Origin of the sequence: Streptomyces sp. NRRL F-5650 (assembly GCF_000721365.1) — a bacterium.
GTDB lineage: Bacteria > Actinomycetota > Actinomycetes > Streptomycetales > Streptomycetaceae > Streptomyces > Streptomyces ardesiacus.
In genome coordinates, this window is record NZ_JOGV01000007.1 from 54227 (window position 1) to 74068 (window position 19842).

Genomic DNA, 19842 nt, shown 5'->3' on the forward strand with positions numbered 1-19842 from the left:
AGGGAACACAGATGCGCGCCGACGCCAGGAAGAACCGGGACCACGTGCTGGCCGTGGCGGGCACCACCATCGCCGAGCAGGGCGTCGACGTGGCGATGCGCGACATCGCACGGAGGGCCGACGTCGGACTCGCGACGCTGCTGCGGCACTTCCCGACACGGGAGGCACTGCTCGAAGCCCTGCTGCACAGGAGCTTCGAGGAGCTGACGGCGAAGGCGGACGCCCTGGAGGCATCGAGTTCGCCCGCGCAGGCCCTCGTGTCATGGCTGCGCGACTGCGTCGCGTGGACCACCGAGTACCGCGGCGTGACCGTGCTGATGGCGGCCGCCATCGACAACCCCGACTCCGCGCTCCACACCTCGTGCGTCACCCTGCGCGCGGCTGGAGCGCGCCTGCTCACCCGGGCTCAGGCCGCGGGCCGGGCGCGGCAGGACCTCGACGGCACCGAGCTGTTCGCGCTGATCTCCGCGCTCGCCTGGCTCGGTGACCAGCCCTCCCTGGCCCCGCGCGCCGACCACCTCTTCGACGTCGTCACGGGCGCGATCCTCACCGCCGCGGAGGACGGCGGCGCGGGCGTGTGAACCGTCCGGGACCCGCGGCCGCCGCACGGTGCGAGCCGAATGCGGCGACAGCCGCGTCCGGGTCCGTCACCGCCTCGCGACGGACTCGGCAGCAAGGGACTTCGCCGCCCCGCCCGCCCCGCGCGGGGGCACTCGGGCCCCCTGCTCGGCCCTGATGTGGGCGCGCACCTGCCAGCGCCACATCGTCTCGCGCACCTCGTCGACGGCCCTGGACAGGTACCGGCGGTAGGTGCCGTAGGACAGGTCCAGTTTCCGTGCCACGGCCTCCTGGGTCGCCGTCGACTCGTACGTCGCCGTCAGGACGGCGTACAGATGCCGGGTCCGGCTGCTGGCGTCCAGCCGCCGTACGGCCTGCCCGAGCAGTTCGCGCAACGCCGCCGCCGGGTTGCCGTCACTGTGCTCCGCCACCAGTCGGCTGTGCAGCAGCGGATTGCGGGCGTGCCCGCCGGGGGTGAGCCACCGCCGCAGCGCGTCCCGGATGCCGCGGTCGCGACCGCGGACCAGGAGCAGTGCCTCGTCCGCAGCAGCTCGAAGAAGACGCGCGCGTGCGCGAGGTCCCTCGACCGCGAGGGACGTCCGGGCGCGTGCGAATGAATCATGAAGCGGGCCACACCCAGGTGCTCGCCCTGACGCAAAGGAGCCATCGCCGAGACCGATTCCCACGTTTGCGCCAGGACCGGGTCGTTCGCGCGTACGTCCTCGTCGAGCGCGTCGATCCGCAACCAGACGAGAAAACCCACCGGTTCACCGTCGTCGCGACCGCGGTGGACGTGGAAGGCGTCGGGCCGGCGTTCCAGCAGGTCCGCGACGATCCGGGCGCTGTCCTCGCCCTCGGCCGTACGGGCCATCTCGACCAGCGCGGGACCGTCCGCCGGGCGCACGGGCTGCTCGCGCAGCGGCGCCTCGTCGCGACCGCCCCGGAAATCCTTGACCCACGGAACCTTGGCGATGATGTCGGTGTACTCGTGGGCGGCCCGCAGCGCCTCCTCCTCCGGCGCGTTGCGAACGCGTTCCACGAAATGCCGCCGCAGGGTGCGGTGCATGGCCATGTACTGCTCCGGGTCCCGCCAACGGAAGTCGTTGTCCAGGGCGTTGCGGACGACGTCGTACGGCCGCAGGCCGAAGGGGCTCGGCTTCATGTAGGTCTGGCGGCGCAGCCAGGCGAACAGCTCCGAGGCGTCCTGGTCCGGAAGGAACAGACGCAGCAGGTCCTCGGTGGTGTCGACCACGTGGCTGCACACCTCCATGGCTCGCCGATGAGCATCGGACGGCAGCGTGCCGACGACCCGGCTGAGCAGCCGCCCGGTCCCCACGCGCAGCGCCCGGTGCGCGGACTTCGCCGAGGTTGCCTGCGACAGGGCTTCCGCGGCCATGCGCAGCGCCAGCGGGTTGCCCGCGGCCCCCCGCAGAATGTCCCCGTTCACGGCCGGGTCGACGCCCTGCGACGCGAGCAGGGCCGCCGAGTCCTCGGGCCCCAGGACGTCGAGGGGCAGCACCCGCAGTATCTCGCTCCAGGCGAAGTCCGCCTTCCACAGCGGGTCCGGCGCGACCCGGCCGGCGAGGACGGTCAGGGTGCCGCCCGGCAATCGGGGCAGGAAGTCCTCACGCATCCACGTCTCCAGGCCCTGGTGGCGCTCGAAGCCGTCCACCAGCAGAACGGCGTCCTCCAGGGAGAAGACGTCGGCCGCCGCCTGTTCCAGGGCCGACGGCGAGGGATCGACCGCGGCCGCGTCGACGGTGATCACTGGGCGCTCCGCCGCACGGGCCTCCATGGCGAAACGCTGCACCAGGGCGGTCTTGCCCATGCCGCCGGGCCCATGGAGAACGATGACCGCCGGAGCGCCGGCCGATCCGCGGAGTGCCCGGCGGAACAGCGACAACTCCTCCTGCCTGCCGACGAAGTACCGCTGCCGGGCGGACGCCAGCCGGTCGGCCAGCAGGCCGCCGTTCTCGTCCGCCGTGCGCAGGCTCCTCACCGCACCGGCGTCGTACTCGGGCCGTGAAGCGGCTTGTTCCCTTGCCATGTGCCGTTGCTTTCTCTTCTCGTGAGACGCCACCGCTCGGCCGTCGGGCCGTGCCGCCGCTCGGAAAGGAGGCCGGGTGCGGCACCCGCGGCCGGCTCGGCTGCCACGGGCCGTTGTCACGGGGCGACTTCATGCCTGAGTGGTCCAGAACGTAGCAGGTCGGCAAACCGCTGCGGGACCGCACCGACCCCGGGTGAACCGACGGGCCCCGTCGTCCGTTCATACGGGCGGTGGACGAGCCGACGCCAGGACCGAGGAGCCCAGACCCTCCCGGTTCCTGGTCCGGTCGGAGCCGTCGCCCCCAGTCTTTGTGACCGCTCGCCGTCTGTCCGGGAGGTATTCGTGTGGCACGGTGTCGCCCCGTCGACCGCTGCCGACCTTTCGCAACATCCTCGACGCCCACCTGGACGCGGCGCTCGCGGCTCTCGGAGCGACCGGTCCCGCACCGTACGGCCGGGCCGCGCGATTCGTGAACCTGCTCGGGCCCTGGGCACACCTGCCCGTCGAGGACCTGGGTCCGCTCCGGTCCTTCGCGTCCACCGACGAGTGGCCCGTCGAGCTGTCCTTCGCCTTCGCCTGCGCCGGGACCCGGCTGCGCGTACTCGTCGAAGAGGTCGCCGAGCCGGGCGACCCGGTCGCCGGCCGACGTGTCTGGAGAAGGCACCGATGACGGCTCTGTCCTTCGTCCAGGGACATGACCGGCCCGCGTCCGCGACGCTGTACTGCCCGCTCTACCCCAATCTGCCCCACGACACGGCCGCCGGCGCCAGTCTCGTCCGGCTGCTCGACCGGTCCGGCATCGGATGCGACGCCCTGGAGGATGTTCTCCGCACGATCAGTGGCCCGCTTCCCGAACGGCACCGGCACATCAGACTGGTTCGGCTACAAGCGACCCGACCAACCAGTGATCACCGTCTGCTCCGGGCTGCGGGACCCGGGGCAGTGGAGAAGCGCGCACCAGTTTCGGAATGCGGAAGGAAGAAGGAATGACTTCGATCGGCGTAAACGACGTCGGCAGGCTGGCTGTTGAGCACGGGCTTCCCGGGAAAGTCGCACATGAGATTGTTGACCACATGCGCCCGTGCCTCTATCTGGTGCCGCTGGACGAACTCTCCCGGAAGGAGGACATCCGGCCCGCGGCACGAACGGGTGGCCTTCCTTCGCTGCCGGCGGGCGTCGAATGGCCGGACGGAGGAGAGCCACTGGTCCTGACGGTCGACTGCGCGGCCCTCCCCGGCGACGTTCTGGACTTCGAACTACCGCCGGACGGACACTTGTTGTTCTTCACCCAGCTCAGGTACGAACCGACGTCCTCCGCGGTGCTGTACGTTCCCGAGGGCGTCCCGCTCACAGAACGCCCTCCAGCGCAAGTGAAGGAGGACGAAACCTGGGAGATCGAGGTCTACGAACCCTGCACGCTGTACCCGGTTGCCGGACTGACCCTCGACGAAGACTGGCTGTCCCGTCCCCAGACGCGCGCATTCCTGGACCAGAGTACGGAAAACCAGGGCAGGGTCGACCATTTCAAGGAAGCGGTCCTGGACAGTATCACCAGCCAGACGGAGCGTGACAGTTCTGTCCAACTCGGCGGTTGTGCGAATTCGTGGCAGACAGCACCCGAAGAGGAGGGCTCCGTACTCCTGGCCCAGATACAGGGACAGGGCGTCGACAACAGCCTCTACACGCAGACCCTCATTCTGGGCGGCCGCGAGGACATCGCTGCTCGACGCTTCGAGAGCCTTCGGTATGAGCAGGAGTACTGAGGGGCAGTCCCGCTAGGACGTGTATCAAAGTGGATCTTGGACTGTGAATGATCACGATCCATGGGCCGGGGAGATCTCACGGACGAGCAGTGGGCAGTGCTGGAGCCGCCATTGCCGCAGGCTGTCAAGGCGGGGCGGCCACCCTGGCACCAGGTTCTCACCCGGCTTCAGTCCCTGGCTGATGCGAAGGGCGCGATCACGTGGGACCTGAACGTCGACTCCACGGTGACGGGGACGTCCCGCCACGGAACACCCGTGCGGACCCGGGGGCGGGTTCACCACCAAGTTGCACCTGGCGGTCGAGCAGGGCCGGAAGCCCATGTCGATCGTGATCACGGCAGGGCAGCGCGGCGATTCGCCGCAGTTCGAGCCCGTGCTGGAGAGGGTACGTGTGCCCCGCCTCGGGCCGGGTCGGCCGCGTGTTCGGCCGAACCGGGACCGTGCGGACAAGGCGTATGCCTCCCGCAGGAACCGCGGCTACCTGCGCCGTCGCGGCATCCGCTGCACCATCCCTGACAAGGCCGACCAGGCACGCAACCGCAGGAGGCTCGGGTCCCTCGGTGGTCGGCCGCCCGGGTTCAACGCCGAGGGCTGTAAGGCTCGGCGTGCCGTCGAGTGCGGCATCAACCGCCTCAAAAGGAACCGGGCTGTGGCCACGAGATACGACAAGCTTGGGGGCCGATACGAGGCCACTGTCCTCGTATCGGCCATCAATGAATGGCTGTGACCGGCTCAACGAGGGGCGAGGGATGGATGTCTGTGGAGTTGTGGAGGTTCAGGCGTTGATGGCGTGTTCGACGAACTGGCCGCAGGCGCGGAACCCCAGGCGGCCGTAGACGGGTTCGCCGTCGGCAGACGCCTGCAGGACCGCGATGTGGTGGTCTCGCTCGCGGGCAGTGTGAAGGGCCGCGAGCGTGATGGCTCCGCCGTAGCCGCGCCGGCGCTGGGCGGCCAGGGTGGAGATGTTGTAGATGCCGGCGACTCCCGCGTGGTGGAACACCTCGGCGGAGCAGACCGGGCGGTTCTCCACATAGCCCACCAGGTACCGGGCCGGGCAGGTCGAGGCCAGCGCCTGGGAAGCAGCCCGGGCGAAGAAGTCACGGACGGTTTGGGCGGGTGGATTCCAGTTCGCGGCGAGGACCGTGGCGTAGTCGGCGAGCTGTTCCGGGGTGGTCACCGTTCGGATGTCCAGACCCGGGGGAGAGGGAACCGGCAGGGTGTCGTCCAGCTCAGCCCACATCGCCGTCTCGCTCTCGGACACCGGCAGACCGGCCGTGGTCAGGCGGGTGGTGAGGTCTTTCGGTGTCGAGGCAGGGCCCACCCACCAGGAGAAGCCGCGGCCGGTGCCGGCCAGTGACCCGACGGTCTCGGAGATGCGGACCGCGGCGTCGCCGGCGGTGAAGCGGGCCGCGGCGACGATGTTGAACGTGTCGTCGTCCAGGCCGCTGTCTGCGACCAGGAGGTCATCGGTCTCCGTGACGGTCGCTCCGGACATGCTCCGGTGCAGATGGCAGGCGTGTTCCGCCAGGTTCCGTTCCATCCTGTCCGTCAAGTCGGCTTCATCGAGAAAGTAATCATTCATAGAGATCGATACCAGCACGACCGGGCGAAGACCGCATGCCATTTTAGGCGGTGCCACGCCAGTGACCAGCACTTTCGTACACGCCCTAGGCGCCCACCGCGGCTCGCCGGTGAGCGGCGTGGTCGGACGGGCTGGCCCACGGGCCGGACGGTCGGGGGTGCTGAGGTCCACGCCCGCCGGTTGGCCGAGGGCGAAGCAGACGGCCTCGGCGACGGGCCGGGGAGGAGGGCGGAGAGGGTACGTCGCCACCTTGCCGGCCGGGATGTCGATCATGCCGGGGTTGACGAGAGTGACACCGGTGCCGCGGGTCGTGGCGTGCAGGCGGAGGTTCTCGGCGAGTACGTCCGGATGCGTCACGAGGGCACCAAGCGGCTGAACCGTCCCGAGGCCGGCCGTCCGGAGGCGACCTTCCGCCACCTCAACCTGCCCCTGTCTCAACGAGCCGTCCACGATCTGATCGTCTGCACGGCCTGATCGTCTGCACGGCCGAGCCGGGCACCTCCTCGGAGGACCGCCTCAAACTCCGTTCATGCGGGGAGAGCGTCCCCCGGGAAGCCGTGGCACGGGTGAACCTCGCAGCGCATCATCCCGGCCCGCACGCAGGGGTCCTGGGCCATGATCTCCACGGCTTCCTCGGTCGGCACAGTCATGATCGCGACGCCGGCCACGGTGTCGGACGCGACCGGGCACAGGATCGCGATCACCCCGTCCGCGCGCAGCGACACCATGCGCCGCTGGTGTTCGAGTTCGACGGCGTCGGCGCCGTCCATGGTCCGTTTCGGCCCCCAGTGCAGGAGCGCCAGACTGTAGGGCTTCGCGGACGTGGCCAGAGCCCGAATCTGTTCGTCAGTCACGGTCGTGCTCATGATGCTTCCCTACTTCTCGATGCGCTCGGCCAAGGAGACGATGATTCCTTCGGGCCCGCGGACGTAGGCCATCCGCCACACGCCCTCGTATTCGCCGATGCCTCCCACCAGGCCGTAGCCGTTGACCGCGGCATGGTCGACCGCGGCGTGGAGGTCGTGCACCTCGAAGGCGACGTTGCGGAGGCCCAACTCGTTGGCCGGCGCGGCGGGGGAGCCCGGGAGGTGGTCCGGTCGCGTGAAGCTGGAGAGCTCCAGCGTCGTCCCTCCACCGGGCGGTCGCAGCATGACGATCTCGGTGCGGGCGTTGCTCATGCCGACCACCGTGTCCAGGAATTCGCCCTCGACAGCCATCTTCCGGTCGGCCTCCAGGCCGAGGCCGACGAAGAACGCCGTCGCGGCGTCGAGGTCGGCGACGGTGATGCCGACGTGGTCGAAGCGTTTGATGAACGTCATTGGCTTCCCTTCGAGGCTACTCAAGAGGTCCTGGCAGAGTCGTTCGCGGGCCTCGGCCATGCCGGACGAATGAGGACGCCCGCCGATCAGCCACTGACCGTGCGCAGAAAGTGATCGGCGTCTTCCGGTTCGCCCAGTCGGCCCACCTCCAGCCAGGAGCCGTCGGCGAAGGCGAGCCGGAAGGTGGCGTATCCGCGCGGCTGGCCCGCCTCACCCTCGATCCGCGCCTGATCGGGGGTGAACTCCGTGACGATCCGGAAATCGTCGGCCCTGGTCGGCGACAGCCGACGGCGAGGGGACGCGGCCACGCAGATGCGGTCGCGGGTCAGCAGGACCAGGCGCTTGGGGTTGGGCGAGTGTCCGTACCAACGCAGCAGCAGTTGGCCCGCGGTCAGGTTCCAGTCCCCGTCGAAGACCCCGTTGGCCGGGTCCTGCGCGCGGTCCCTCTCACGAGAGCGGCCACGGCCGGAACGCTGTGTGTCGCGTGGAGTCCGCGGCTGTCCGGGCTGACCGCCACGGCTCCGTCCCGACAGCAGGTGGTCGAGTTTGGTGCCGGCTTTGTCAATCAAGATCATCGGTACGACCACGAAGAAGAACACCACGGCCCCGACGTACAACAACCAGTGGTGGCGCGACTTCAGGCGTCCCTTGCCCGCGGCACGGTGAACGTCCTTGGGCGGTGCGGGGATGGGCTTGTGTATCTCACACCAGACCAGGGCCACGGGTTCCTCGCCCAGGATCTTCCGCGCCCGCCGCTGCACCTTGCGCTTCGCCATGCCGAAGATCCTAGTGCCGGCCTTCTGCCGGTGGGCGGCCGGCGGAAGTCGGTGGTCGGGGCCCCTGTCCCTCAGCGAGACCTGCGGACGCTCACCGCACAGGACAGGGCATGCTCATGTAGAGGGCGTGTTCTCCCGATGCGGGTGTGCCGTCGTAGAGCGTCGTGTCCAGGCCGCAGAAGGTGAATCCCATCCGCTGGTAGGCGTGGATCGCCGGAGCGTTGATGTTGGTGACTTCCAGCCAGATGTGCCCGGCACCGCATTCACCGGCGAACTCGACGGCGTGGCCGATCAGCGCGCGGCCGACGCCCCGGCCTCGATGCGTCGGAGCGACTTCGATGTCCTCGACGGCCAGCCGTCGGTTCCACGAGGCGTAGGAGACGCTGGTGAAGCCTGCCAGGCTGCCGTCGGTGCCGACGGCGACGAAGGTGCGGCTGTGCGGGTCTCCTTCGGCTACGGAGGTATGCGCGTCGTGGGTGTCCTCGGCGGGGAAGACCTTGTGGATGGGCGGGTGCACAGGGACTTCCTGGAGGGCGAACCCGTGTTCGGTGAGGGCCACTTGGAAGACGGTGCGGGTGGTGAAGGATCCGTCGAGCGCCTTGATGGCCTCGGTGTCATCAGGCCGGGCGGTCCGGAACTCGTAGTCCATGTCGTCGATGGCTGTCATGGTCGGACCGGACTCAGGCGGAGGCGCGGACGATGGTGCCCGCGATGAGCGTGGTCAGCATCTCCCGCAGGGCAGTCACGAAGTCCAGCTTGAACGCGGTGAGCGAGGGGTCGGCTTCGTAGGCGGCGAGCATCGCGGGGGAGGGCCGTGCGTGGGTCCACACGGCGCCGACCGCCATGATCATGGCTGCGGTCAACTGCGGTGCGCTGTCGCCCAGCTCGGGAAGGTGCTGCTGGGCCAACGCCGCGATGTCGGTGACGTTGGCGACGGCCGCGCGCTTGTAGCGGGCGGCCACCTGCGGGGACACGTTGTGCTCCAGTACGCCCGCCTGCGCGCTCAGCAGGTCGCACAGGACCCGGCGTTGGGCGAGCGAGTCCGCGACGACGGCGGCGAACTGCTCTGCACGCCGGCACACCGGAGCGTCCTGGTCGATGCCCGTGTGCATCAGGGCAGGCAAGTCGGCCACCCACTGACGCCAGGCACGGTCGAGCAGCTCCAGCAGGATCGCCTCACGCGATTCGAAGTAGCGCAGCACGTTGGACTTCGCCAGCCCGACGCGGCGGCTCAGCTCGTTGAGACTGATCTCGCCGATGGGCATCTCGTCGAGCATGGCGGCCGTGGTGTCGAGGATGGCCCGGCGCCGCACGGCACGCTGCTCCTCACTGCGCGCGCGCTGGAAGTTCGTCATGTCCCCAGATTACAGACGGCCGGTCTTTTGACATCAGACCGGCGGTCTCATACGTTTGGTCAAGCCGAACAGACCACCGGTCTGAAATGGGGGTGGGTGGGCCTTCGGTTCCGCACTGGGCCCCTTCAGTGGCGTGCGCCGCCCGGACCGTACGACCGAGCACGGAATCATCGAATCCAAGGAGCGTGACCACGGTGGACCACTGGACCCCCGACGACATCCCCGACCAGACCGGTCGCACAGCCCTGATCACCGGCGGGAACGGCGGGATCGGTTTCGAGACCGCCCGCGCGCTCGCCCGGCACGGGGCCCGCGTCATCCTGGCCGGCCGCAGCCAGGCCAAGCTGGACCGTGCCGCGGAGGCTGTGCGCGGCGCGACCCCCGAGGCCCGGACGGACACCCTCGTGCTCGACCTCTCCGACCTCTCCTCCGTGCGCGACGCGGCCACCCGGATCGCCGAGACCGAGACGGTCGACCTGCTCTTCAACAACGCCGGCGTGATGAACCTGCCCGAGCGGCGGACCACCGGCGACGGTCTCGAGATGACGGTCGGCACCAATCACCTCGGCCACTTCGCCTTCGACGCCCAGGTCTGGCCCGCCGTGCGCCGCTCGCCCGCACCGCGCGTGGTCACCGTCAGTGCCGTCGCGGCGCGGTGGCCCATGGGCAGGCTGGACGACTTGATGAGCGAGAAGAGCTACCGCGCCATGGGGGCCTACGCCAAGTCCAAGCGCGCCAACGTCGTCTACACCCTCGAACTCGCGCGCCGTACCGCGAGCAGTCCCGTCGAAGCACTCGTCGTCCACCCGGGGGCGGCGATGACCGGCCTGCAGCGGCACGGCACCGGCGCGCTGAGCCGCATGGTGACCCCGATCGCCGCACGCCTCTTCATGGGCTCGGCCGAGGGCGCCGCCTGGCCCTCCCTCTATGCGGCGACCAGCCCGCACGTCCGGTCGGGCTGGTTCGTCGGCCCCGCCGGACGCGACCAGACCTCCGGTGCCCCCAGGCCCGCCAAACTCCCCACGGGTGCCGACGACCCCGCGGAGGGCAGGCGGCTGTGGGCGACGAGCGAACAGCTCACCGGTGTCCCCTTCGACCTCGAAGCCGGGGCGGCCGTCTAGGGCCGGTCCGTCTTCGCACGGACGGGCGCGAGGAACCTGGTGCTCTTGTCCCGTCTTCAAGGGGGAGATCGGGCTGGGGCGCGTGCATCGTCTGCCACGGCAACGTCAGTTGCCTGCCGTGGGACATGTCAGTGGGCCCGGAGTCCGGTGACCCTCCAGCATCGGCTTCAGCCCTTCGTGGCCTCGCGACCCCGACCGCAAAGGGAAACCGGCTGGGCACCCGCCGGGGCGGTGTGTCAGACCACCGCGAGCCGGTCCACCAGCAACTCCACCCTCTGCGCGGCGTCCTCCGGCAGCAAGCGTCCCGCTCGGGTCAGAGTCGCAAGGCCGTGCAGGGACGCCCAGAACACCTCGGTGAACAGCCCCGGGTGGACACCCTCGCCGGCGACCTCGCCCAGGCTCTCCAGCAGTGCGGCGAAGGCGTCCTTGAGCGGCTCCGGGGTGTGCTCCTGTGCGTACGCCAGGCCGCCGTCGAGCTGGAACAAGGCGTCGTAGACCGCCGGGTTGAGTGCGGCGAAGTCGAGGTAGGCGCGGGCGAGCGCGGCGACCCGTTCGCGTGGGCCGTGCACTGCGGAGGTCGCCGAACGCACCGCCCCGGCCAGCTCGGCGGCGCCCTCCAGGGCGACGGCGCCGATGATCTCCCGCTTGCCGCGGAAGTGGCTGTAGAGGACCGGCTGGCTGTACTCGATGCGCTCGGCGAGCCGGCGGGTCGTGACCGCGTCCCAGCCCTGCTGCTCGGCGAGTTCGCGGGCTGTCGCCACGATGAGGCGCTCGCGCTCCGCCCGTTCGCGCTGCTTGCGTTCTTGTACTGACATGACCTCAATTCTAGCACCGCTAGACAATCGAGCGGCTACAGGTCTAGCGTTGCCTCATCATCTAGCGACGCTAGATCCAGGAGGGGTCATCATGCTCAACGCACTAGAGGTGTTCACCACCGTGATCGTCGGCCTGATGGTGGGGGTGGAGTTCTCCGTCGCCTTCGTCATGAACCGCATCTTCAGCGCCCTGCCCGAGGACAGTGACCAGCTCGCCCGTGCCCACGGGGGCCGGATGCTCGGCGCCCTCATGCCGTTCTGGTACATCGGCTCACTCGTCCTCAGCGTCGTCTGGGCCGTCGCCGGACGGGACCGCCCCGGCACCGGACTCGTCGTCATCGCCGCCGCGCTGCTGACAGGCAGCGTGATCATGTCGCTCCTGCTGCTCGTCCCGATCAACAACCGGGGCAAGACCTGGACCCCCGAGAACCGGCCCGCGGACTGGAAGGAGCAGATGAGCCGCTGGGACCGCTACCACTACGTGCGCGTCGCCGTCATCGTCGCCGCCTTCGTCTTCCTGGTCACCGCCCTCGTCTGAGGCCGGCACCCACAAGGAGCAGAACAATGTCGCTGAAGAAGATCAACACCGTCCTGGCCGTCGCCTTCGTCCTCTTCATCGTCTGGTTCGGGTCGGAGTTCGTCCTGCGCCCGGAGACGGTGGCGCCGGGCTTCGGCCTGCCGAGCTGGCCGTCCGGCGACGGCGGCGGCTTCCTGATCGTCAAGGGCACCCGCGACCTCGTCATGGCCCTGGTGCTGGGGGTGCTGCTGGTGGCAGGTCACCGCCGGGCGCTGGGCTGGGCCATGCTGGTGGAGGCCCTCGCGGCGTACGGGGACATGGCCAACGTGCTGGCCCACCACGGTTCCGTGGCCGCTGCGCTCGGCGTCCACGGCCTCACCGCGACACTGATGGTGACCAACGGCCTGCTGCTCCTGCGCGAGACCCGCAAGGCCACGACTGCTCCGCCCGCGCCCGCTGCGCGGCCCGCCTGACGCCATGGCGCGCCGACGTCGCCTCGTCCTGCGCGACCTGTCGCGTCTCGGAGGTGGTGCTACGTGTCGCGGGAGCAGCGGCCCGTCCGATTCGTCGCCGGTGGCCGGCACTGGAGGGGGAAGTCGGTCCGGCTCGTGCTCAGGTAGCGCCCGATGCAGGTGTTCGCCGTGTCACGCCCGTGTTCGGCGCAGAAGGCAAGCGCTGCCCGCCCGTTGGGGAAGGGGCCCGGAGCGTAGATCACCCAGAAGCCCGGGCGGAGGGAGGCGTACTCGTCGCTGCGGACGAAGGTCGCCTCGGGGACGGAGGCGCGGATGCGTCTGAGGCGCTGGTCGCGCGCCGCGCTGCCCGAGGAGACAGGTTCGGAGTAGAGCTGTGCGATCCAGCGGCCGGCGGTGGGTGGAGCGGAAGGCGACCTCGACGGCGCCGGAGCGGGGGAGACCTTCTCATGGGAGGACCCGGTGGGTGTCGCCGTCCGCTCAGTGGCGGGACTGGACAGCGTGCTGGAGACGGCCGGTGCTGACGAGGTGCTCGTCGTCGTACCGTCCCCTGCACCGATTGTCTTCGTGCCGTTGTCGGTTGTGCGCAGAGTGAGGACCAGCGCAAGCGCCGCGCAGACGGTCGCAAGGGCGGCTGCGGCGGCGATGATCGTGGTGCGGCGGCGCCGAGGAGCCTCGGATCCGGCGGTCTCCGGCAGGTCGGAGACCGCAGTCGGGGTTCGAGTCCCCGGTGTCACCGCCGCCGTCACCGTCGGCTGGGCCCAGTACGGGCTCGTGCCCGTTTCGACCTGGGCCAGCATGGCGTCCAGTTGTGCCGCGCCGGGCCGGGCCGAGGGATCGCGCACGAGGAGGGCGGCGAGGACGGGAGCGAGCGGACCCGAGCGGACGGGCGGGGGAACAGGGTCGTCGAGGACGGCTGCCAGTGTGGCGAGCGTGGATGCGCGGCGCAGCGGGCTGACGCCCTCGACACATACGTACAGGACGAGCCCCAGGGACCACAGGTCGGACTCCGGGTCGGCGTCGTGGCCGCGGATGCGCTCGGGGGCTATGTACTCGGGGGATCCGATGAGTTCGCCGGTGGCGGTCAGCGAGGTGGTGCCCTGCAAGGAGGCGATGCCGAAGTCGGTGAGGACGGCGGTGCCGTCGGGGCGCAGCAAGATGTTCGCCGGCTTGACGTCCCGATGCTGGATGCCGGCCGCATGCGCCACCTTCAGCCCGGAAAGCACCTGGCGGCCGATGCCCGCAGCATCTCGGGGGCTCAACGGGCCTGCGGCAAGACGCTCTTGGAGCGACGTGCCGGGCACCAGCTCCATCACGATCCACGGGTGCGGCGCAGCCTCGACGATCTGGTGGACAGTGACGACGTTGGGGTGGCTGAGCCGTGCCAAGGCCCGGGCCTCGCGCAGGACGCGCTCGCGTGTCGTGTCGGAGGCATCCATGTCCGGGCGTGCGGATTTGAGTGCCACGTCACGGTGCAGTGTGGTGTCGCGCGCTCGCCACACCATGCCCATTCCCCCACTGCCGAGCCGTTCGATCAGCTCGAAGCGGCCCTGAACGATGTCCCCCGGTGCGTCCATGTGATTCAGGTTAGGGGAAGAACCAGCAGCGGGAAGGGCGGGCCGGCGGGGTGGTGCTGGGTCCACCCCCGTGGGGGTGCTGGGCCGCTGGTGGGCCGAACGGGCCGTTCGTAGCGTTGTGTTCATGAAGGATGACACGAACGAAGAACGAAACGGATCCACCCGGCGGACGGCCCTGCGTGGACTGGGGCTCGCGGTGGGCGGCATGGCGCTGGCCACCGGGCTCGGAACCTCGCCGGCCGCGGCGGCCCCGCGTCGCGGGCCCGTGACTTACGTGCTGGTGCACGGTACCCACAGCGCGGGCGCGTTCTGGCTGCCGATCGCGCGGGAACTGGTGCTGCGCGGCCACCGCGTCGTCATGGTGGACCAGCCGCTGCACGGCGCGGAGGCCTTCGTGGCGGAGTCGTACCAGCGTCAGGACCTCGCAGCGATGGCGGTCGAACCCTCCCCGCTCAAGGGTCTCGGGCTGGACGACTACGAGGCGCGTGTGACGGGCATCGTGCGGCAGGCCGCGCGGAACGGTCCGGTGGTGCTGGTCGGGCACAGCCTGGGCGGCGTGTCGGTCAGCCGTGTCGCCGACGCCGTCCCGCACCTGCTTCACCACATCTGCTACATGGCGGCCTTCTGCCCCAGCCGCGTCCTGCCCACGGCGGACGCCTGCACGGCGGCACCCGAGAACGCGAACGCCGTCAGCCCGGTGGAGCTGACGGTGGGGGACCCGGACCGGCTCGGGGTGCTGCGGCTGAACTTCCGCACGGGAGTCAGCGGTGAGCTGGCCCTCCTGAAGGAGATGATCTGCGCGGACTACCCCGACGCCGACTTCCGCAGGATCCTGGCCGGCATGCAGACCGACGAGCCCGTCGCCGCGTACGCGGGCCGAGCGGTCGGCCGGCCCGGCACCTGGGGACGCGTTCCCCGCACGTACCTGCGCTTCGGCAGGGACCGTACGATCGCCACCGCGCTCCAGGACAGGATGATCGCGGAGGCCGACGCGTCCACCCCCGGCAACAGGTTCCGCGTGCACGACTTCCCGAGGGCGTCACACGTCGGCCCGCTGGACCCCACCCCGGTCGCGGACGTCCTGGACACGCTCGCGGGGCACCGCGGCCGGTGATCGACGTCCAGGGGGCGGTGCTGGAGGGCCGGTACGTTCCCGCGCACCGGCCCAGGCGTTGGAGCAGTCCCTTTCTGCGTAGCCTGAGGCCATGGACAGCACGTCGTCTGAGGCGATGAGAGGTATCCGGACGGTGTTTGAATCCGTGATCGCGGACGGATTGCGCCGGGAGTCGGTGGAGGGAGCGACGGACACGGAGATCGACACGGCACTGGCCGCCCAAGGCGTGGCCGGCGCGCCGTCGGCGGTGCGCGAGGTCCTGCGCCTCGTCGGAAGGTCTCCCGGACTGTGGCTGACGGGCAGCGGTTTCGGCGTGCGGGCGATGACCTCCGCCATGAAGGCGCACGCGCTCGCGACGCTGGACGCGTTGCCGAGCCACGGCCTCGACGACCCCCGCGCGGCTCTGGTGCTGGTGGAGCACCAGGCGTACGCCTACCACCTGATCGACGGTGCGGACCTCGGGAAGCCCGATCCGCCGGTCTGGCTCGTCACCGAAGGAGAGCCGGCGACCGCGGAACCCGCCTGGTCCAGCACCACTGCGTGGTTCCGCTGGGCGGCACCGGACATGTCGCGGTTCAGGGAAAGGCTGGAGATCCTCCGCGAGATGGGCGAGCGACGCCTGCCTGCCTGGGCCGGGGACATCCGTCTCTGATCGACGAATTCGACGGACGCGAGGTTGCGTCACCGGAGTCTGCTCACCGCAGGTACCGCAGGTACCGCAGGCTTACCGCGGGGTGGCGCAACATCGCGGGGGCCGTCGTGGACGGCCTTGGACAGTGCCGTCAAGCGGCCCGTGGCCAACATCCTTGTGACATAAGGGCGGTGGGCGCGCTGCCGGTCGCGCTCGACAGGCCGTGGCGAAGCAATGCCGTGGCGAAGCAGTACGGTGTATCGCCATGAGACGACGTATCGCCGTGGTCGGGAGCGGTCCCGCCGGCCTCACCTTCGCCCGTGTCCTGCACCGCCACGGCCACCCCGTCACCGTCTTCGAACGCGATCCCGCCCCTGACGCGCGCCCTCCCGGCGGCACGCTGGATCTGCACCAAGGGCTGGGCCAACTCGCGCTGGACAAGACGGGGCTGCTGGCGGAGTTCCAGGCGCTGTCCCGCCCCGAGGGCCAGGCCATGCGCATCCTGGACGTGCACGGGACCGTCCTGCGCGACTGGCGTCCCCGTCCTGACGACCGGGCCAATCCCGAGATCGACCGCGGACAACTCCGTGACCTGCTGCTCGGCCCCCTCGACGTCCAGTGGGGCCGGGGCGTGAGGCGGGTCGTGCCCGGGGCGGACGGCGTACGGGTTCACTTCGAGGACGGGCGGCAGGACACCTTCGACCTGGTGGTCGGAGCGGACGGCGCCTGGTCCCGGGTCCGCCCCGCGGTCTCGCCGGTGACGCCGCACTACACCGGCGTCACCTCGGTCGAGACCTCCCTCGACGCCGTCGACACCCGTCACCCGGGCCTCGCACGGTTGATCGGCGACGGTTCCGTCGCCGTGTACGGCGTGAACCGTGCTCTCGTCGCCCAGCGCAACAGCGGCGGCCACGTCAAGGTGTACGCCCAGTTCCGCGCACCACTGGACTGGCACACGGACCTGGACCTGGACCTGTCCGACGCCGAGGCAGTGCGCTCGGGCCTGCTGGACGTGTTCGACGGCTGGGACGCTCCGGTCCTCGAACTCCTCCGCCACGGCGACGCGTTCGTCCACCGCCCCCTCTACGTCCTGCCCGTGTCCCACACCTGGACCCATGTCCCCGGGGTGACGCTCCTGGGCGACGCCGCCCACCTGATGCCCCCACTGGGTGCGGGCGCGAACCTGGCCATGCTGGAAGGCGCCGAACTCGCCGAGTCCATCGCCACCGGCCCCGAAGACCTTGACGAGACCGTCCGAGCCTTCGAGGAACGGATGTGGGCACGGGCGGCCGGGTGGGCCGAGATCACGACGGCCGGCCTGGAACGCCTCGTCAGCCCGGACCCCGCCGAAGCCCTCGCGCTGTTCGACCAGGTGCAGTCGTCCTGACGTCCAGCGGCAGCACCGGAGGAGAGGGCGGCCCTTCATCCCGCGGCCACGCATTCGTCGCCGGACGGTCGCCGGGGTGACGCGCGCCCTCCGCCCGCGTTCTCGATCATGTGACGTCGTCCCCCTGGCGGGGCGGTCGCGACCCGGAGGCCGGATGCGCGCCGGTTCCGCCCGCTCCCTGACGAAGGAGACCGTCCGTGCACGTCTTCACAAGACACTGTTCCCGTGTCGTCGCGGTGGCAGCGACCCTGGTGTTCACCACCGCCGTCGCCCACGTTCCCTCGACGGAAGCCTCGGCACTCGCCGCGCTGCCCGAGGTCGTTCCCCGGGCCGAGACCGCCCCGCTGTTCGACGACGACGAGGGCGGGAACGCGAACGCCGACGACCCGGCGATCTGGCGCAACCCCGCCGATCCGGACGCCAGCCTCGTCATCGCGACGGCCAAGGAAGGGGGCCTGCGGGTCTACGACCTCGACGCCCGGCAGGTGCAGTCGGTCCCCGCACCGGCGGCACCGGGAGCGGACGACGCTCCCGGCCGCTTCAACAACGTCGACCTGGTGCACCGGACCTCCTTCGGCCCCGGCCGCCCGGACCTCGCGGTCGTCAGCGACCGCGGCAGCGACCGACTGCGCATCTACCGCGTCGACGGCGACCGGCCGGACGCGCCGCTCACCGATGTCACCGACCCCTCGGCGCCGTGGATCTTCTCCGGTTCGCAGGAAGAGGTCAACGACGAGCGCACCGCCTACGGCCTGGCCACGTACACCGACTCCTCGACCGGCAGGGCCTACGCGCTCGTCAGCCAGAACGCGACCACCCGCATCGCGCTCCTGGAGCTGACCGCGTCGCGCGGTGGCACGGTGTCCTACCGGAAGGTCCGCACCCTGGACCTGCCCGCCGCCTTCACGATGCCCGACGGCACGAAGTGGTCCCCCTGCGGTGACCCCGGGGAAGGCCCGCAGGTCGAGGGCATGGTCGTCGACCCGGAGACCGGCACGCTCTTCGCCGGGCAGGAGGACGTGGGCATCTGGCGCCTGCGGGCCGATCTCAAAGGCACCCCCGTCCTGCAGGACAAGGTCCGCGAGTACGGTGTGCCGGCCACGTACGACCAGGCGTCCGACGAGTGCGTGGCGGGTGACGACCCCGGCTTCGGAGGTGTCCGGGTGTCGGCGGACGTCGAGGGGCTGACCCTGGTGCGGCAGGACGACGGGGACGGTTACCTGCTCGCCTCCAGCCAGGGCGACGACACCTTCGTCGCCTACGACCGCGAACGGTCCGACGACTACGAGTACGAGGGCGGTTTCCGGGTGGGCGCCGCCTCCGAGTCGCTGGACGGTTCCGAGGAGTGCGACGGCGCGGACGCACTCGCCGAGCCGCTCGGCAGCAGGTACCCGAACGGTCTGCTCGTCGTCCAGGACGGCCACATGGCCCCGGAGGACGGCGACAGGGAGGCCACGGGCTTCAAGTTCGTCGACCTCGGGGACGTCCTGGAAGCCCTCGACGACTGACAGCCGCTGAGGCAGCCCGGGCTTTGCCGGGCCGCGCTCGTCGACCCGGTCGACCCGGTCGAGGAGCGCGGCCGAGCGGGCCTCGCGGCGGGGCGCCTGCGGGGCGGGCCGGGTTCACGCCGAGGCGCGACGTACCACCTGGTGCGTCAGCACGACCTCCCGCGCGGGCCCCTTGTCCCCGTCGAGCCGGTCGATGAGCAGCCGGGCCGCCGAACGGCCGATCTCCCTCGCGGGGTTGACGACCGTCGTGAGCGCGGGGGAGACCATCGCCGCCGCGTCGATGTCGTCGTAGCCGGTGACGGCCAGCCGCCCCGGCACGTCGACCCCCCGTTCACGCGCGACGTCCAGCGCCCCGATCGCGATGAGGTCGTTGGCGCACACCACCGCGTCCGGCGGCTCGCTGGCGTCGAGGAGGAGGGCCGCCCCGGCCCGCCCTCCCTCCCGCGTGAAGCCCGTCCACACGGTCAGGTCCTCCGGCACGGTCCGTCCCGCCTCGGCGAGCGCCTGCCGGTACCCCTCGTAACGCTCACCGCCCGGCTCGACGCCCGCCTCGCCGCCGATGAAGCCGATCCGGCGGTAGCCTCGCTCACCCGCGAGGTACCGGACCAGGTCCCGCATGCCCTCGGTCTCGGCGCCGCGCACCACATCGCCGGGACCGTCGGCGATCCGTGTGCCGAGGCGGACCAGGCGGGCCCCGGAACCGGCGATCAGGTCGAGGTCCGCGCGCTGGGCGCCGAAGCGCCCGAGCACGATCCCGTCGAGCCGCCGCGCGGTCAACTGGCGCAGCACGGCCGGGAGGCGCGGGCCGTCCGTCATGGGTGCCTCGCACACCACCGTCAGGAGGCCGCGGGCGTACGCGACGGCCTGGACGCCGGCGGCCAGCTCGGTGTTGAACGGGTTGGTGATGTCCGGGACGACGAGCCCGACGGTGTCGGTGCGCTGGGTGCGCAGGCCACGTGCCGAGGGGTCGGCCTGGTAACCGAGGCGGCGTACCGCGTCCTCGACCCGGGCACGGGTGGCCGCCGACACCGGGCGACGGCCACTGATGACATGGGACACCGTCGTCACGCTGACTCCGGCGGCGGCTGCCACGTCCACGATCTTGACGCGGCCCGAGCCGTGCACATTCGCCTCCCGGTCCTCGGTGGCGCCCGTGCGGCGCCGTGGTCGGTGTCACCCTACCCAGAACGCAAAACGTTTTGTATCGTGCTCGCCATCAAGGTGTCGCCCAGTTCCGTGCACCTGAGTCTGTCTGCTCTCTTCTTGTTCCCAGTCTTGCAAAACGATTTGGATGCGTGATGG

General features: G+C 70.5%; 22 protein-coding genes and 1 pseudogene. 12 read left to right on the top strand and 11 right to left on the bottom strand.

Translation table 11 applies throughout. The features are described from left to right. Window positions 1–11 precede the first annotated feature (11 nt). Window positions 12–581: a TetR/AcrR family transcriptional regulator gene (locus tag IG88_RS0109170; protein ID WP_031037251.1), complete on the top strand. Its 570-nt coding sequence runs from the start codon at window positions 12–14 to the stop codon at window positions 579–581. A 66-nt stretch (window positions 582–647) separates the two neighbouring features. Here IG88_RS0109170 and IG88_RS44195 read toward each other — a convergent pair whose 3' ends face one another. Both IG88_RS44195 and IG88_RS38500 read right to left on the bottom strand, forming a co-directional pair. Continuing rightward, the gene (locus tag IG88_RS44195; protein ID WP_234332082.1) at window positions 648–989 is read right to left on the bottom strand and encodes a hypothetical protein; all 342 of its coding nucleotides are present in this window, start codon (window positions 987–989) and stop codon (window positions 648–650) included. Continuing rightward, window positions 878–2605, bottom strand: a complete 1728-nt coding sequence (locus tag IG88_RS38500; protein ID WP_234332083.1) for an AAA family ATPase — start codon at window positions 2603–2605, stop codon at window positions 878–880. The genes IG88_RS44195 and IG88_RS38500 overlap by 112 nt, the downstream gene beginning before the upstream one ends. 352 nt (window positions 2606–2957) lie before the next feature. Here IG88_RS38500 and IG88_RS0109180 point away from each other — a divergent pair, with 352 nt between their 5' ends. From IG88_RS0109180 to IG88_RS41005, 3 genes and pseudogenes are all read left to right on the top strand, one after another. Further along, the gene (locus IG88_RS0109180) at window positions 2958–3275 is read left to right on the top strand and encodes a hypothetical protein (RefSeq protein ID WP_031037253.1); all 318 of its coding nucleotides are present in this window, start codon (window positions 2958–2960) and stop codon (window positions 3273–3275) included. 316 nt (window positions 3276–3591) lie between these two features. Then, window positions 3592–4368: a DUF1963 domain-containing protein gene (locus tag IG88_RS0109185; RefSeq protein ID WP_234332085.1), complete on the top strand. Its 777-nt coding sequence runs from the start codon at window positions 3592–3594 to the stop codon at window positions 4366–4368. Between the two features lie 60 nt (window positions 4369–4428). After that, window positions 4429–5095, top strand: a pseudogene (locus tag IG88_RS41005) (transposase). Window positions 5096–5143: 48 nt separating this feature from the next. Here IG88_RS41005 and IG88_RS0109190 read toward each other — a convergent pair. Beyond that, window positions 5144–5908 carry a GNAT family N-acetyltransferase gene (locus tag IG88_RS0109190; protein WP_031037259.1) on the bottom strand — a complete coding sequence of 255 codons (765 nt, stop codon included), beginning with the start codon at window positions 5906–5908 and terminating at the stop codon, window positions 5144–5146. 357 nt (window positions 5909–6265) lie between these two features. On the opposite strand from IG88_RS0109190, the gene IG88_RS41010 reads away from it, so the two are divergent. Beyond that, the gene (locus IG88_RS41010; protein ID WP_234332087.1) at window positions 6266–6424 is read left to right on the top strand and encodes a hypothetical protein; all 159 of its coding nucleotides are present in this window, start codon (window positions 6266–6268) and stop codon (window positions 6422–6424) included. Between the two features lie 53 nt (window positions 6425–6477). Here the strand turns inward: IG88_RS41010 and IG88_RS0109200 are convergent, their stop codons facing one another. The 5 genes from IG88_RS0109200 to IG88_RS0109220 all read right to left on the bottom strand — a co-directional run bounded on the left by IG88_RS0109200 (window position 6478) and on the right by IG88_RS0109220 (window position 9400). Next, entirely contained in the window at window positions 6478–6816 is a 339-nt protein-coding gene (locus tag IG88_RS0109200) for a hypothetical protein (protein ID WP_031037260.1), read from the bottom strand. A gap of 9 nt (window positions 6817–6825) precedes the next feature. Next, a complete protein-coding gene (locus IG88_RS0109205; RefSeq protein ID WP_031037262.1) occupies window positions 6826–7269 on the bottom strand; it encodes a VOC family protein in 444 nt (147 codons plus the stop codon). Window positions 7270–7355: 86 nt separating this feature from the next. After that, complete coding sequence (locus IG88_RS0109210) at window positions 7356–8045, bottom strand: hypothetical protein (protein ID WP_031037264.1); 690 nt, start codon at window positions 8043–8045, stop codon at window positions 7356–7358. A gap of 91 nt (window positions 8046–8136) precedes the next feature. Beyond that, window positions 8137–8712: a GNAT family N-acetyltransferase gene (locus IG88_RS0109215; RefSeq protein WP_031037266.1), complete on the bottom strand. Its 576-nt coding sequence runs from the start codon at window positions 8710–8712 to the stop codon at window positions 8137–8139. A 13-nt stretch (window positions 8713–8725) separates the two neighbouring features. Further along, window positions 8726–9400, bottom strand: coding sequence for a TetR/AcrR family transcriptional regulator (locus IG88_RS0109220; protein WP_031037268.1), 675 nt, complete (start codon window positions 9398–9400; stop codon window positions 8726–8728). Between the two features lie 185 nt (window positions 9401–9585). On the opposite strand from IG88_RS0109220, the gene IG88_RS0109225 reads away from it, so the two are divergent. Further along, window positions 9586–10521 carry an oxidoreductase gene (locus tag IG88_RS0109225; RefSeq protein WP_107452102.1) on the top strand — a complete coding sequence of 312 codons (936 nt, stop codon included), beginning with the start codon at window positions 9586–9588 and terminating at the stop codon, window positions 10519–10521. Between the two features lie 236 nt (window positions 10522–10757). Here the strand turns inward: IG88_RS0109225 and IG88_RS0109230 are convergent, their stop codons facing one another. Continuing rightward, complete coding sequence (locus IG88_RS0109230) at window positions 10758–11336, bottom strand: TetR/AcrR family transcriptional regulator (protein WP_031037272.1); 579 nt, start codon at window positions 11334–11336, stop codon at window positions 10758–10760. A 91-nt stretch (window positions 11337–11427) separates the two neighbouring features. On the opposite strand from IG88_RS0109230, the gene IG88_RS0109235 reads away from it, so the two are divergent. Both IG88_RS0109235 and IG88_RS0109240 read left to right on the top strand, forming a co-directional pair. After that, entirely contained in the window at window positions 11428–11874 is a 447-nt protein-coding gene (locus IG88_RS0109235; RefSeq protein WP_031037274.1) for a DUF1772 domain-containing protein, read from the top strand. Window positions 11875–11900: 26 nt separating this feature from the next. Beyond that, window positions 11901–12326, top strand: coding sequence for a DUF4267 domain-containing protein (locus tag IG88_RS0109240; RefSeq protein ID WP_031037277.1), 426 nt, complete (start codon window positions 11901–11903; stop codon window positions 12324–12326). Between the two features lie 59 nt (window positions 12327–12385). Here the strand turns inward: IG88_RS0109240 and IG88_RS0109245 are convergent, their stop codons facing one another. After that, window positions 12386–13900: a serine/threonine-protein kinase gene (locus IG88_RS0109245; protein ID WP_031037278.1), complete on the bottom strand. Its 1515-nt coding sequence runs from the start codon at window positions 13898–13900 to the stop codon at window positions 12386–12388. A gap of 118 nt (window positions 13901–14018) precedes the next feature. Here IG88_RS0109245 and IG88_RS0109250 point away from each other — a divergent pair, with 118 nt between their 5' ends. From IG88_RS0109250 to IG88_RS0109265, 4 genes are all read left to right on the top strand, one after another. Continuing rightward, the gene (locus IG88_RS0109250) at window positions 14019–15014 is read left to right on the top strand and encodes an alpha/beta fold hydrolase (RefSeq protein WP_037835632.1); all 996 of its coding nucleotides are present in this window, start codon (window positions 14019–14021) and stop codon (window positions 15012–15014) included. Between the two features lie 133 nt (window positions 15015–15147). Further along, window positions 15148–15666, top strand: a complete 519-nt coding sequence (locus tag IG88_RS0109255) for a hypothetical protein (protein WP_199807433.1) — start codon at window positions 15148–15150, stop codon at window positions 15664–15666. 244 nt (window positions 15667–15910) lie between these two features. After that, on the top strand, window positions 15911–17032 hold the full coding sequence (locus IG88_RS0109260) for an FAD-dependent oxidoreductase (RefSeq protein WP_031037286.1): 1122 nt from the start codon (window positions 15911–15913) through the stop codon (window positions 17030–17032). A gap of 197 nt (window positions 17033–17229) precedes the next feature. Then, window positions 17230–18540 carry a phytase gene (locus IG88_RS0109265; protein ID WP_031037288.1) on the top strand — a complete coding sequence of 437 codons (1311 nt, stop codon included), beginning with the start codon at window positions 17230–17232 and terminating at the stop codon, window positions 18538–18540. Between the two features lie 114 nt (window positions 18541–18654). On the opposite strand, the gene IG88_RS0109270 is transcribed toward IG88_RS0109265, so the two are convergent. Further along, window positions 18655–19665 (bottom strand): LacI family DNA-binding transcriptional regulator, encoded by a 1011-nt coding sequence (locus IG88_RS0109270; RefSeq protein ID WP_063760603.1) that lies wholly within the window; start codon window positions 19663–19665, stop codon window positions 18655–18657. Between the last annotated feature and the right edge of the window lie 177 nt (window positions 19666–19842).

What these genes read in the sequence shown, in the direction of transcription:
- IG88_RS0109170 (WP_031037251.1), top strand. Translation starts at nt 12, where the DNA reads ATGCGCGCCGACGCCAGGAAGAACCGGGACCACGTGCTGGCCGTGGCG.
- IG88_RS38500 (WP_234332083.1), bottom strand. Translation starts at nt 2,605, where the DNA reads ATGGCAAGGGAACAAGCCGCTTCACGGCCCGAGTACGACGCCGGTGCG.
- IG88_RS0109185 (WP_234332085.1), top strand. Translation starts at nt 3,592, where the DNA reads ATGACTTCGATCGGCGTAAACGACGTCGGCAGGCTGGCTGTTGAGCAC.
- IG88_RS0109190 (WP_031037259.1), bottom strand. Translation starts at nt 5,908, where the DNA reads ATGGAACGGAACCTGGCGGAACACGCCTGCCATCTGCACCGGAGCATG.
- IG88_RS0109200 (WP_031037260.1), bottom strand. Translation starts at nt 6,816, where the DNA reads ATGAGCACGACCGTGACTGACGAACAGATTCGGGCTCTGGCCACGTCC.
- IG88_RS0109205 (WP_031037262.1), bottom strand. Translation starts at nt 7,269, where the DNA reads ATGACGTTCATCAAACGCTTCGACCACGTCGGCATCACCGTCGCCGAC.
- IG88_RS0109210 (WP_031037264.1), bottom strand. Translation starts at nt 8,045, where the DNA reads ATGGCGAAGCGCAAGGTGCAGCGGCGGGCGCGGAAGATCCTGGGCGAG.
- IG88_RS0109215 (WP_031037266.1), bottom strand. Translation starts at nt 8,712, where the DNA reads ATGACAGCCATCGACGACATGGACTACGAGTTCCGGACCGCCCGGCCT.
- IG88_RS0109220 (WP_031037268.1), bottom strand. Translation starts at nt 9,400, where the DNA reads ATGACGAACTTCCAGCGCGCGCGCAGTGAGGAGCAGCGTGCCGTGCGG.
- IG88_RS0109230 (WP_031037272.1), bottom strand. Translation starts at nt 11,336, where the DNA reads ATGTCAGTACAAGAACGCAAGCAGCGCGAACGGGCGGAGCGCGAGCGC.
- IG88_RS0109235 (WP_031037274.1), top strand. Translation starts at nt 11,428, where the DNA reads ATGCTCAACGCACTAGAGGTGTTCACCACCGTGATCGTCGGCCTGATG.
- IG88_RS0109240 (WP_031037277.1), top strand. Translation starts at nt 11,901, where the DNA reads ATGTCGCTGAAGAAGATCAACACCGTCCTGGCCGTCGCCTTCGTCCTC.
- IG88_RS0109245 (WP_031037278.1), bottom strand. Translation starts at nt 13,900, where the DNA reads ATGGACGCACCGGGGGACATCGTTCAGGGCCGCTTCGAGCTGATCGAA.
- IG88_RS0109260 (WP_031037286.1), top strand. Translation starts at nt 15,911, where the DNA reads ATGAGACGACGTATCGCCGTGGTCGGGAGCGGTCCCGCCGGCCTCACC.